At 63.7% G+C, this 12860-nt stretch carries 10 protein-coding genes; 3 read left to right on the forward strand and 7 right to left on the reverse strand.

Annotated elements, in window-relative coordinates:
• Window positions 1-25 precede the first annotated feature (25 nt).
• Complete coding sequence (locus ACP7BL_RS07100; RefSeq protein WP_426257973.1) at window positions 26-709, reverse strand: glutathione S-transferase family protein; 684 nt, start codon at window positions 707-709, stop codon at window positions 26-28.
• An 88-nt stretch (window positions 710-797) separates the two neighbouring features.
• On the opposite strand from ACP7BL_RS07100, the gene ACP7BL_RS07105 reads away from it, so the two are divergent.
• Both ACP7BL_RS07105 and ACP7BL_RS07110 read left to right on the forward strand, forming a co-directional pair.
• Window positions 798-1676, forward strand: a complete 879-nt coding sequence (locus ACP7BL_RS07105; protein WP_426257974.1) for a LysR substrate-binding domain-containing protein — start codon at window positions 798-800, stop codon at window positions 1674-1676.
• A gap of 99 nt (window positions 1677-1775) precedes the next feature.
• Complete coding sequence (locus ACP7BL_RS07110; protein WP_033963523.1) at window positions 1776-2546, forward strand: enoyl-CoA hydratase/isomerase family protein; 771 nt, start codon at window positions 1776-1778, stop codon at window positions 2544-2546.
• Between the two features lie 611 nt (window positions 2547-3157).
• On the opposite strand, the gene ACP7BL_RS07115 is transcribed toward ACP7BL_RS07110, so the two are convergent.
• The 3 genes from ACP7BL_RS07115 to ACP7BL_RS07125 form a co-directional block, all read right to left on the reverse strand.
• Window positions 3158-4093: a glycerophosphodiester phosphodiesterase family protein gene (locus tag ACP7BL_RS07115; protein ID WP_126845445.1), complete on the reverse strand. Its 936-nt coding sequence runs from the start codon at window positions 4091-4093 to the stop codon at window positions 3158-3160.
• A gap of 104 nt (window positions 4094-4197) precedes the next feature.
• A complete protein-coding gene (locus ACP7BL_RS07120) occupies window positions 4198-6708 on the reverse strand; it encodes a TonB-dependent receptor (protein WP_426257975.1) in 2511 nt (836 codons plus the stop codon).
• 97 nt (window positions 6709-6805) lie between these two features.
• Window positions 6806-7936 carry an ROK family protein gene (locus ACP7BL_RS07125; RefSeq protein ID WP_426257976.1) on the reverse strand — a complete coding sequence of 377 codons (1131 nt, stop codon included), beginning with the start codon at window positions 7934-7936 and terminating at the stop codon, window positions 6806-6808.
• Between the two features lie 73 nt (window positions 7937-8009).
• Here ACP7BL_RS07125 and ACP7BL_RS07130 point away from each other — a divergent pair, with 73 nt between their 5' ends.
• Entirely contained in the window at window positions 8010-9317 is a 1308-nt protein-coding gene (locus ACP7BL_RS07130) for an MFS transporter (RefSeq protein WP_426257977.1), read from the forward strand.
• A 124-nt stretch (window positions 9318-9441) separates the two neighbouring features.
• On the opposite strand, the gene ACP7BL_RS07135 is transcribed toward ACP7BL_RS07130, so the two are convergent.
• From ACP7BL_RS07135 to ACP7BL_RS07145, 3 genes are read right to left on the reverse strand one after another with little or no spacing between them, the layout of a single operon-like run.
• Complete coding sequence (locus ACP7BL_RS07135; RefSeq protein WP_426257978.1) at window positions 9442-11949, reverse strand: TonB-dependent receptor; 2508 nt, start codon at window positions 11947-11949, stop codon at window positions 9442-9444.
• A complete protein-coding gene (locus ACP7BL_RS07140; protein WP_033963526.1) occupies window positions 11949-12248 on the reverse strand; it encodes an EthD family reductase in 300 nt (99 codons plus the stop codon). Before ACP7BL_RS07140 ends, ACP7BL_RS07135 begins: the two co-directional genes overlap by 1 nt.
• 1 nt (window position 12249) lies before the next feature.
• Window positions 12250-12717, reverse strand: coding sequence for a pseudoazurin (locus tag ACP7BL_RS07145; protein WP_052192054.1), 468 nt, complete (start codon window positions 12715-12717; stop codon window positions 12250-12252).
• Window positions 12718-12860 lie beyond the last annotated feature (143 nt).

The following is a 12860-nucleotide window of genomic DNA, read 5'->3' on the forward strand; positions in this document are numbered from 1 at the left end:
TTGGAGCGAATGCCGGGAAGCGGAATTAATGGTCTTGCGGAACGAGCGCGCTGACGCGTTCGATCGCACGCTGGACGCCGGGGCGAGCCTCGACCTCGGCATACCAGCGCGCGACGTTGGGCGTGTCGTCGAGCGCGACGCCGGCAAACGCGCGCCGCCACAGCCAACCGAAATGGGCGATGTCCGCTATTGTGAACGCATCGCCCGCGACGAAGCGGCGCTCCGCCAGCACGCGGTCCAGAACCGAAACGGTCCGCTTCGCTTCTGTCGAGAAACGCTCGATGGCGATCGGCTGCGGCTCGGCAGCGAAGCGCTGGAAGAATCCCGACTGGCCGAACGCCGGCCCCAGCCCCGAGGCATGGAAGAACAGCTGCTCGAATACCCGCGCGCGCCCTTCGCCGGCCGATGGCATGAGCATTCCGGTCTTTTCGGCGAGATAGATCAGGATCGCGGCGGACTCGGTCAACACCAGCCGCGCGTCGGGACCATCGGGATCGATCAGTACCGGCACCTTGCCATTGGGGTTGAGCGCCAGGAAATCGAGTGCTTTCTGCTCGCCCTGGCGGACATTCACGGAACGCAGCGCATAGTCGAGCCCCAGCTCCTCCAGTGCGATCGGCACTTTGACGCTGTTGGGCGTCGCAAAAGCATAGACTTCTAGCATCGTCATCATCCCGGCGCGCTCCGGACCATCCGGGAGCGCTGCCATGAGATGCCTCTTCGTCGCTCGACAGGGCAGCGGCCTTGAAGCAATAATGCTCATTCCCAGGAGGAATGACGTGGACCGATATCAAGCAATGGCGACTTTCGTCCGCGTGGTGGAAACGGGCTCCTTCTCTGCCGCCGCCCGACATCTGAACGTCGGTCAGCCGGCCGTCTCCAAAACGATCGCACAACTGGAAGACCGGCTTCAGGTCCGCCTGCTGATTCGCTCGACCCACGGCCTGACCCCCACCGAAGCAGGGCAGCGCTTCTTCGAGCGCGCGCGCGCCGCCATCCGGGAAGCCGACGAGGCCGAACTTGCAGCGCGCGGCGCGGGCGCCGGATTGTCCGGGTGCCTGCGCGTCTCGGCGGCGACGACTTTCGCGCGGCTGCACATCGTGCCGCTACTGCCGCGCTTTCTGGAACAGCATCCCGAACTGGAGATCGACGTGATCCTCGATGACCGCGTCATCGACCTTGTCGCCGAGGGGGTCGACTTGTCATTGCGCATGGGCACGCTGGCGGATTCCACGGCGACCGCGCGCAAACTCGCAACCGGCGGCAGATCGGTGCTGGCCACACCGGCTTATTTCGCGCGCGCCGGGGAACCGAAGAACCCTGCCGACCTCGCCGACCATGAAGCCGTAGTCTACGGCCAGACGGTCAGCGTCTGGTCGTTCAGCTCCGGCGGCACCGAGTCTTCGGTGGCGGTGCGCGGTCGCGTGCGCGTAAGCGCGGCCGAAGGGCTCCGCGCCGCCGTGCTCGCCGACATGGGCGTCACCATCGCCTCGGATTGGATGTTTGCGCCTGAACTGGCGAGCGGCGCGGTGCGGCGCGTCCTGACCGACTGGTCGCTTCCGTCGCTCGACCTGTGGGCCGTGTTCCCTGCGGGCCGAATGGCGAGCGCCAAGGCCCGCGAGTTCGCAAACTTCGTGGAAACGGTGATGGCAGACGGTCATTCCGTGCAGGCATAAAGATTATCACTTCAGGCTGTCATCCGCGTCCATCCGGAATGGCCTAGCTGATCCGCACGCCGACCGACGGGGCCGGCACAGACAGAAGGATCAGCCGTCATGGCCAAGTTCGACACCTATCGCGACGCCTTTCCCAACGCCCGCTTGACCCGCAAGGACAATGGCGTGCTCGAAGTCGCCCTGCACACCGACGGCGGCAAGCTCGTCTTCAACGGCCATACCCACGAGCAGTTCGTCGACCTGTTCCATGCGATCGGCGAAGATCGCGACAATCGCGTCGTAATCCTGACGGGTTCCGGCGATGCCTTCATGGATGCGATCGATCCCGAGGGCTTCGATTTCTTCACCCCTCGGGGCTATGACAAGATCCTGCGCGAAGGCCGCAAGGTGCTGTCGAACATCCTCGATATCGAAGTGCCGATGATCGCCGCGCTCAACGGGCCAGTGCTGCTGCACAGCGAATATGCGCTGCTCACTGATATCGTCCTCGCCACGCCAGAGACGGTGTTCCAGGACAAGCCGCATTTCGAGTTCGGCATCGTTCCGGGCGATGGCGTGCATGTCCTGTGGCCGCACGTGATCGGATCGATCCGCGGGCGCTATTTCCTGCTCACCCGGCAAGTTTTGGACGCCGGGACAGCGAAGGACTGGGGCGTGGTCAATGAGATCGTGGCGGCCGACCGCCTGCTCGCCCGCGCGCACGAGATCGCCGACGGCATCGCAGCGCTGCCGCCGCTCACCGGCCGCTATACGCGGATCGCACTCACCCAGGGACTGCGTCGATTGATTGAGGCGGATGGCGGCTATGGCCTTGCGCTGGAAGGCATCAGCGCTGCGGACGTCGCCCGCACGATGGCGGCCCAAGCCTGACATTTGCGCCGCCGCTCGGCAACGCGCGGTCGGTGGCGTCCCCCTGACCGGGAATTCTTGAAGGTCCGCTTCGCTCAGAAGCGGACCTTTACTCATTGCGGGCCGGATGGGGTATATTGGTCGTGACCAGCGTTCGCTGAGCCATCGACGTAACCACCAAGCATATATTTGAACCGGCTGTTATGGCTTGCGGCTTTGCAAAACCTGCCGGTCGGCAATCAGCGAAGTCTGCTCGTTCGCAAGCCGAATACCGGAAGCCCGGCGAATGTCCGCTTCCTCCGAAAACCGCCCCTCTCCATCGGACCTGCGAATGACGGCTTTGTCCCAGGTTTCGCCATTCCAGCTGGGCTGTAGTTTGAGCGTGCACCGACGAATGGATGTCGGAAGTTGGGAAGGCGAAAAAGTCTCGGGAGTGGCCGCTCGTGGGTCACCGCCGCCACGAAGCTGGCGGCACCTGTTTTCGCGGTTCGACGGACGGGCGCAAGCGACTGCTAAAGTCCAGAGCTGCCATTGGTTTGCAGAGCAGTATTTCACGCCCCGATGCCGTTCCCGGAAGTGCCACATGCTCTCAGTCCGGCGTCTGGCAACAGGCGGCATCCGTGGAAGCCCATTCAGCGTCGTTTGGCATTGCGCATCGCAAGCATTGCTTCGGGTTCGTCGGTCAGCAACATGGAGGCACCGGCGCGGACGAGCGCACCCCACACCGCATCCGGGGCCCGCAGAGCGTCGCGGTCGCTGCCCGCGCCGACCACGAAATTGCCGTCCAGCATGTTCACCCAAAGCCGCACACCCAGCGATCGCGCGCGTGCCGAAACCGTCGCGAGCATCGACAATGGCAGGCGATACGGCAATTCGATGCCAACAGGCTTCACGCTGCCCGCCATCTGCGCGGAGATGATATCGGCGATGGCGAGGTCGCGATCATCGACATCCTGCGGGATCACCAGGAACGCCACTTCGTCATACGGTGCCATTGCTGCAAGCGGCAGCGATCCGGCACCGACCCGCGTCTTGAGCGTCACGCGATCTTGCGCACCGGCTTTGCGCGCGGCGGCGATGACTTGCGGATAGACGGCGTCCTTCACGTCGAGGTTGAGGACGATCCGATCCTTCGCGAGTTCCAGCATCTCGTCGAGCGTCAGCACGGCCTGATCAGTCATTGCCGCCGCCGGGCCGCCTTCGCCCTGACGCAGGTGCAATAGCTTGATCTGGGCCAAAGTGAGATCGGCGACCTTGCCGCTGCCGTCGGTGGTACGGTCGACACTGTCGTCGTGCATGATGACGAGATAGCCGTCGCGCGTTTCGCGCACGTCTGTTTCCATCATGTCTACGCCCATCGCCGCGCAGCGCTGCAAGGCGAGCGCCGAGTTTTCCGGCGCGGGCCCATACCCATGATGCGGGGCGGGCGCATGGCAGCCGCGATGCGCGACGACGACCAGCCCGCCCTGCGGATTGCGAACGTTGGCCATGATGTCGCGCGGTGTCGCCGCGCCCGCTGCGCTGCTCGCGAACAGCGCTAGGGCGGCGGTGAAGGGGAGAATTTTCATAGAGAGAGAGCCCAAATGGGAGAAGCGCGCCTTCGGGCGAAGGTTCGCGCGCCAGGAAAAGGCCCGGACGATCCCGTCCGGGCCGACAGGTCAGCGTGGAAGGATCACCATTTCAGGCCGACCACGAAGCGGACATTGCGGCCCCACAGGGGACGGCCGAAGATCGCGTCGGGCGTGCCCTGACCGGACAGAGTGTCGCCTGCGGTATTGCCCTCGGTCAGGCCATGCGCGTTGGTGACATTGTCGCCGACGATCTGGAAGTTCCAGGGTCCATGATCGAACGTCATGCCTGCGCTGAAATAGCCATAGGCCGGCAGCGCGGTGGTGTTCGTCACATCGACATAGCGCTTTCCGACGTAATCGTAGCGACCGTAGACGCTCAGTCGGTCACCACCATGGAACTTGAAATCGAGGCTCGGACGGATGTTGCCGTAGATTTTGGGCTGCCGCACGATCTGCTTGCCGGCCACTGCGCCGGCGCTGGCCCCTGTGGTGCTGGTGAAGTTGATGTATTTGGGGTCCTGCACCGTAACCGCGCCCGATACCGACAACGGACCCGCGACCCGCAAAAGCCCGTCCGCCTCGATGCCCTTGTCTTCGGCCGATCCGACGAAGGCGACGATCTGGTCGCTGCGCCCGGTGGAAGGGTTGAAGGTGGTGAAGCTGGCGCTCAATGGATCGAATTTGGTATAGAAACCGGTGAGATACAGGTAGGAATGCCCGACCAGTGCCTTCACCCCTGCCTCGTAGAGCTTTGCCTTCGATGCGGTGAACGAGGAACCGGTGATCGCGACGGCGGACGCATAAGCGGGCACTTCGAGTTGCGATGCGCGCGCGTAAATGCCGAAGCGGCTGCTGAGATCGTAGTTCACGCCCGCCGTCCAGTTCGTCGCCTTGGGCTTGAATTTCGTGGTGACGATCGCGCCGGTGAAGCCTCGCGTCGCATTGTCGGCGAGCGTCGCCGCATTGCCGAGATTGTACGAGCCCGTGGTCTGGGAAAAGCCATTATAGCTGTACCATTCCTGCCGAAGGCCGAGGTCGATCCGCAGGCGGTCGGTGATGTCCCATGTGTCGGTCCCGTACACCGCGACCATCTGCGCATCATATTTGCCGCCGACCAGCGACGCCGCGTCGTTCAGCGCGCCATTGTCGGTGACATAGCCCTTGACCGATCCATCGGCCCCGTAAGCGACGAGGTCCAAGGTCTTCGGCTGCGAAGTGACCTGGAGCAGGTAGTTTTGATAGACGGCGAAGACGCTGCTGCCCCAGTCCGCGCCATAGACGCCGACGCGAATATCGTGGCTGCCCAAGGGGGTGTCGAACTTGCGCGTGACGCTCACGTCGCCTTGGCCGGAATAGAATTTCGCGTCGGTCGAACGATATTGCGCCGAAAGCACGAGGCCGGACTGGCTGGCGGGATCATAAAGCGAGGCACCGTTGGTGCCCGCAAAGGCATAGCCCAGATACGCGACATTGCCGAACGCCGCCTGCGCCGCCGCCAGATTGCTGTTTGCAAAGGTGGTGGCGACCAGCGGATTGGAGGTCGTGTACAGCGCATCGAAGTGCGAGCGCCCCTCGGTATAACCGGCCTTGGCGGAGACGTGCCACCCGCCGAAGTCACCCTCATAATCCAGTTGGGCGTTGCCGAAGCGCATATGTCGGCCATTGGCGAGATCCCCGCTCTGATTCTGCACAACGCCCGCGCCGTTGCGATACGCGATGTTCACCGAGCGCAGCGCCGGGGTGTCGAGCGTACCCGTCAGCGAATTGAGGTAGGGATTGAGGCTGACGGAGGGATTGCGGGGATCGGCAGTCGGCAGCGAGAGATAGAAGATGTTGCTGTCGTTGGTGTACTGGCCCGAGAGCTTGACGAAGCCGTTCGCAAAATCATGCTTCAAGTTCGCGCGGATCTGCCCGCCGCGATCGGACGGGAAGCCGGCATCGCGGTAGCCGTCATTCTGTCGCAGGAAGCCGCCGACCGCGTAATAGGTATCGTGACCCAGCGGTCCCGATTGATAGGCATCGAGCCGGTAGAGGCCGGTGGTCCCGACCGTCACCTGCGCCTCGCCCTGCGGTTTATCGCTGCCGGTGCGGGTGATCACGTTCGCGATCGCGGCCGCACCGCTCGCATAAATCGGTGCCGGGCCGCCCCGCACGACCTCGACCCGCTGGGTCATCAGGTCGGGACGGTTCATCCCGTCGCCCGCGTTGAAGAAATACCCGTCGAGATCGTGGAACAGCGGCAGGCCGTCCTGCTGGAAATAGAGATAGCCGCGGTCGGTCGGAATGCCGCGCACGCGGGTGATGTTCTGCACTTCGCCGCCGGTTGACTCGACTTGGATGCCCGGGACGACGCTCAGCAGCTGCGCCATGCTCTGGGGCGCGAGCTTCTTGATATCGTCCGAAGAAAGCGAATTGACCGCGTAGGAAACGTCGAAGCGCCGTTGCGCGCGAGCAGATCCGGTGACGACGATATCGACCGGCTGTTCGGCTTCGGCCTTAGCGGAAGCCGCGGCGTTCGCCTGGTCGCCGGGCGCGGTCTCGGCCAGCGCCGGGCCACCGGCAAAGAGCGCCATGATGGCGGCATTGGTGAGGAGGCTTGTCTTGATTCGCATGATAATCCCCTTGAATTTGTTCGAGGGGCGCTTTCGATGGGTTCGGTGACAGTTTTAATTGATTTCATGAAATTAAATAAGAGAATTCCAAATACGGTCAGCGCCTACTTTCAAGCACGTCGTGTAGCGGAGCGAGCGCGGCACCCAGCACGACGGCCTTACTCCCAAGGCGGGATGCGTAGATATGTGGCGTTGGCGCACGGAGCCCGCTGAAAAGGCGATTGCAATGCTCGGTCACCTGCGCCGCCAGCCTATCCAGGACCGATTGAGGCAGCGCGCCTGAAATGACCACCGCGCCGGGGTCCAGCCACGCGACGCCGCTATGCGTGGCTGCGGTCAGTTGCTTTGCAGCACGTGCGATCCATGTGTCGAAAACCGCGCGATACGGGTCCAAAAGGCCGTGCAGGTCAGCGAGAGATGCGACATCGGCACCTGCCCGGCGCAGGGTTTCCAGAAGATCGACCCCGGACGGCCTTGGTTCGCTGCCCGGAAAGAGCCGTCCGACCTCGCCCGCATTGTGGAACTCGCCGGAGAACAGGTCGCGCTCCGCGATCAGGCCGCCGCCGACACCGTGGCCGAGAAAGAAGACGAGGATCGAACGGTGCTGGCGGATGATTTCCGGGCGATAGAATTCAGCCAGCGCCGCCGCAGCCGCATCATTCTCGATCCACACGGGCATGCCCAGCACATCGCCTAGAACCTCCCGCAACGGAATATTGTCCCACGGCGCGATCCAATCGACGACCGCGCGACGGTTACGATCGCCATCGATCGCGTACCCCGCGACCGCTACGCCCAGGCCCAGGAAGCGGCCCCGCATGAAACTGCGCTGCGCGACCAGAGTGCGCAGTCGCGCCTCGACCGTCCTTGCGAAAACCCTCGGATCATTTTGCGTAAAAGGCAGCGTATCCTCGAACAGAATCTCGCCCCGAAAATCGATTGCGACAAGCTCAAGCCATCCCGGGTGTACGGTCGCGCCGACCGACCATCCGCCATCGCCGGCGATCGCGACGGGAATCGTCGGGCGTCCGCGACCCGTCTCGGAATTCGTCGGAATATCCTCGACAAGCTGCATGTCGGCGAGCTGCTGCGTAATCCGCGTCAAGGTGGCGGGGTTGATGCCGAGCGTTTGGGCGAGGTGCACGCGCGCGGTCGGGCCATGGATGCGCAAATGCTGCACGACGCGCCGTTGCGCTTCGCTGAGAATGAGCCTGGTGGGCGAAGACATGCGCATAACGCCCGATTATATAATTGCAGTGCGTCAAAAAAATGAAGGGTGAGCCCTTTATGGCGATCGGGCCATGTCCCGCTTCTCCGAGCCTTCGGGCGTATCCCTGCCAACCGAGCCGATTCCGCTCTCGACCAAGCTCGCTTACAGTTCGGGCAATCTGGGCAAGAGTTTCCTCTGGAACGCCTTCGAGAGCGTCCTGCTCTATTTTCTCGTGTTCAATGCGGGCCTGTCTGCAGCATATGCCGGTGCACTGCTCGCGTCGCTGATGGTGTGGGACGGCCTGGCCGATCTGGCGATTTCCTATCGATCCGACTGGACCGGACGGCGCGATGCGCAAGCACGCCTGATCCGGGTCGCGGCGCCATTGTGCGGTGCCGGTTTCGCGCTCATTTTCGCAGCACCAGGATTTGGCGGCACCGCCCTAACCGTGGCCGCCGTCGTCGGAAGCAGGATCGGCTACACGCTGGGCGATGTCGGGCATAACACCCTGCTCTTGCGAGTCGTTCGAACCGAGCGGGATAGCGGAGACGTCTCCGCGCTGCGTCTTATCTTCAGCGCGCTTGGCGGGAGCGGAGTCGGTTTGGCGCTGGCCAAGGTTCTGGCAATTGGCGATCAGGCGGGGCGCAGCCATGCCTTTGTCATCTTCGGCGTCGTCGGCGGTGCCCTCTACGCATCGACCTTGATCTTCGCGCAAATCGCGACCGCGCGGCTCGCGGATGGCGAAAGAAAGCCGCTTAAAGTCCCGGCCATAACGATGCTGCGACGTTTGCTTGCCAATCCTGCCTATCGCTTCGCGCTGTGTGTCGTCGCCATCCAGAGCATGTTGATCCCCTTTTTCTCGCGCGCGCTTCCGTTCTTCGGCCACGCCGTGATGCGGGATGCGGCCTGGGCGGGTTGGGCGCTCGCCAGTATGACGTTTGGCCAGGGCGTTGCGCTACCTCTCTGGATGATCGTCGCGCGGCACATTCCGACGCGCACTGTCTTGGCCGTATCTCATATTGGCCTCATCCTATCGATTGGCTGCTTCGCGTTCAGCCTGACCTCGACCGCTGGCATGATCTTTCTCGCATTGCTTGGCGGAAGCCAGGCGGGCATGAACACCGCCATCTGGGCGCTTCTGGCGATGAGCGTGCAATCGGAACGCGGCAACGGGATTGTCGGCGAAGCCTTTCCGATCGGGCTGTTCGTCGCGACGTTGAAGGCCGCGTCCGGGTTGGGCACCGCGTTGCTTGCCGTCCTCGTCGCCAAGCTCCTCCCGGTTTGCCCATTATGTCCGCCGATTTCGCCTTCATTTGTCCTGTCGGGCGCGCTTGGTATTCCTGTCCTGGGTGCGATCTGCGTCTTGTACTTGCAGTTTGCCTCCTCCAGACGCCGATGAATGCCTCGGTTCATGACCGAAATCTGAGGCTGACGCTTCTTTGCCGGCACGTGGCTTAGTCTATGAAATTTAAGCGCATTTCGCCTGTCTTCTGGCGATGACGCCTTACCTGTCTTCTCTCCGCTCAAAGTCGAATGCGAGCGCTGACCTGCACCGAACGCGGCGCGCCGGGTGCGTAGAAGGTCGAGGATAATAGCGGGCGCTCGCCGCCGATCACCTGGGTGGCGAAGGGGCGCGCTACGAAACGGCCAGTGCCGTCGAATGCAGTCGCCGCGAGCTGCGCGGCGGTGGCATATTGCTTGTCGAGCAGGTTGTTCACCTGGAGCGTCAGCGTGACGGCCCTGGTAACGTGCAGTTCGGCACCGCAATTGACGACCGCATACGGTCGCGTGCTCCCGGCACCAAGGTAATAAACGCCGTCGGGCACATGCGCGTTGTTCTCGTTGCCGCGCGCAAAGACGCCCGAAACAGCGATAACGTCAACATCGAGCGACAGGCGCTTGATCGGATCCCAGCCGACCGCCGCCTTGGCGATCGAACGCGGGATTAGCGGAATGCGATTTCCCCTGCCGATGGCGATCGTGCCGTCAAACCCGGGGGCGACGCCGTCATTGCTGCTGTTGCCCGAGGCACCGACGTGCTCGCTGCTGCGGTACGTGGCGTCGAGCCAGGTATAATGGCCCGAAAGCCGAACTGCACCGAACGTGGCGGTCGCATCCAGATCGACGCCTTGCCGCCGCGTGCGGCCAAAGTTCCGGAAATAGCCAAAGCCTGCGGCGTCGTTCGCCACGAACAGAATGTCGTTGCGGCTGTCGGTGCGAAAGGCACCGATGCGCCAGGTGAGGGGGCCATGCGTGCTGCCATGTACGCCGACCTCAAGCGTCGTCGCGGTCACCTGGTTGAGCGGTGGATCCCCTGCCAACGCATTGGGCAGCCGACACGGGCTTGCCGGATCGGAGCAGCCGAGCTCGATCGCCGAGGGCGCGCGGCTGGTCTGCGCGATCGCGGCATCGAAGCCGAGCTGCTTGAACGGCATCCAGGCGACGGCGATAGCGGGGTTGAAGGCGGAGAAGCGATGATCGCCCGTCAGCGAACCGGTTCCGGCAACCGGCGTGATCCGGTCGCGATTGCCGACGCTCGTGCGATCGTAGCGTGCCGACAGATCGACTCGCAGCGTGCCGGTCAGCATCAGCGAATCGGTGCCGTAGAGGCCGAGATTGGTGGTCCGACCGTGCAGGTCGACGCGCGCGTCGAATGCGGTTTCGGATTGCTGCGTCCCGTCGGCAAACGCACCCGGGCCAGTGACGCCGACCACGCCGCGCTCGGCAGTCAAATAGGCGAATTGGGCGGATTGCGCGAAGTCGGCCTGGCTATCCGAATAGCTCGCGCCGAACGTCAGCGTCTGGTGCAGCCCGGCGAATGTCGCGGTAAGTGTTGCCTCCATGCTCGCGCCCCATTCGCGCTGGTCGGTCGCCGAACGGTTGATCAGGCCGTTGCATTTTTCGTTGGGCTCGGTGTCGAGCAGCGCCTCGGCGATACAGCGATAGCGCGGGAAGGGCGTGTTGCCCTGCGTTTCGCCACTTAGCGGAAAGCCGCTAATGTTGGCCGCAGCCAAGGCGGCGCGCTCGGCGGCGTTGGGCTGGTAAAGATTTTCGCCGAGCGCATTGTCGTTGACGTCGCCATTGAAGGTGCGGGTCTTGATCCGCCGCCAATAAACGTTTCCCGACAGCGACAGTGCGTCCGATACGGTGTGCTTTGCGGTCAGATTGACCAGCCCCGAGCGGTTCCGCGTGACGTCGGGCTGGGTGTAGACGCTGCGGCGATCGGCGGCGAGCAGGCGCTGTTCTTGCAGTCCGTTGCCGTTGAGGTCGGTGTCCGCGTAGCTCGTTGAAAGCTGCAGATGCGTCGTCGCATTCGACCAGCCGAACTTGGCGAATCCCTGATAGGCGCTGGAGGTCGAAAAGGCGCGCCAGCCGCGCTCGTGAAAGGCGTTGCCGCTGACGAACCAGTCGAACCCGCCGCGGATCGCGCCCCCGGCCTGCGCCTCGAGCGTGCGGCGTGCGAACGATCCGACGCCGACATCGAGCAGGTAGCCGGGGTCCGAGTTGCCGTCCTTGGTGCGGATCGATACCGCACCCCCCAGCGAGTTGCGCCCGAACAACGGGTTCGAGCCCGGCACGAGGCTAACCGAGCGGATTGCTGATTTGGGGATCAGGTCCCAGCTGACGATATCGCCGAACGGCTGGTTGAGCCGAACGCCGTCCAGGAAGACCGACAACCCCTCCGGCGTGCCGAGCAGCGGGGAAGCGGTGAAGCCACGATAGTTGATGTCGGGCTGAAGCGGGTTGCCCTGCATTTCATTGACGAACACGCCACCGCTCAGCCGCTTGAGATAGTCTGTGAGGTCATTGGCATGCGCGCGCTGGAGCTGCTCGTCGCTGATGGTCTGCGCTGGAAAGCGCAGCGCGCCCTCGCCGACATCAAACAGGGGCGTGGCGGTGACGACGATATCGGGGCCGGTCTGGTCTTGCGCAAAGGCGGCGAGCGGGAAGACGAGCGCTGCCCCCGCAATGCCGACGCGCGAGAACAGCCGCACCGCGATCGGGCACTCCGACTTCGCGCTCCCGTCCATCACCGGGCCGTACAGCGCAGCGGCACGGGGGCAATGTCGGTGAAGGTGGCGACGTCGCCAAACACCGTGGCCGCCTCGGGCGATGCCAGCGCGGCGTCGAGCGCCGCGCCATCGCTGAACTCGAGCACCGCGACCGCCGCATAGGCCGGAGCGGGTTCCTCTGGAATAAACGCGGAGGCGCGGGTCAGCCCATACCGCGTCCAACTATCGCGTACGAGCGGCAGATGCCGGTCCAGATAGGCATCCAGGTCGAACGTCGCGCCGTCGGTTCGGGGATAGGTGACGAGCAAGGTGGTCATGTCAGCGCGCCTTTGCGAGATAGCCGACCATCCGCTTCTTAGCGAAGGGCGGGAGATTGGCCGCGCGCGCGGCGGCGAGATTGGCGGACGGGCCGTCGCCGGCCTGCACGACCGCGACCATCCCCATTGAATAATGCGGTGCGCATTTGATGCCGTAGATGCCGGGCGTGGTGACAACGAGATCGAAAGACTTGCCCATCGCACCTTTGCTCGGCGTGACGCCGGCGGGCAGCATCGTGGGGATCAGCTCGGCATTGTGCACCGGGCTGGTCGGCACGAAGCGTACTGTGTCGCCCGGATTGGCCTTCACGAAGGCGGGGACGAACACCATCGCGCCTTCGGGGCCGCTATCCCTCATCTCGACGACGATCGTCTTGGCGGGCACGGTCTTGGGTGCCTTCGCACTTACGCCGGTCGCTCCCAGCGCGGCAGTCAGACACAATGCGGCGGCGATCAGTCTCGACATCATCTTCTCCTCACGATCGTCTCGCGCGGGCGCTCGGCCTTGGCAGCGGACGCTTGGTTATCGCGAGCGAGCATGGAGGCAGACTGACGGTCCGCAAATTGCCCTTTGGTGCAATAGCGCGGTCGAGGGTTTTGGGCACAATAGAG

Origin of the sequence: Sphingomonas sp. DC1600-2 (genome assembly GCF_049897605.1) — a bacterium.
In the GTDB taxonomy this organism is placed as follows: domain Bacteria; phylum Pseudomonadota; class Alphaproteobacteria; order Sphingomonadales; family Sphingomonadaceae; genus Sphingomonas.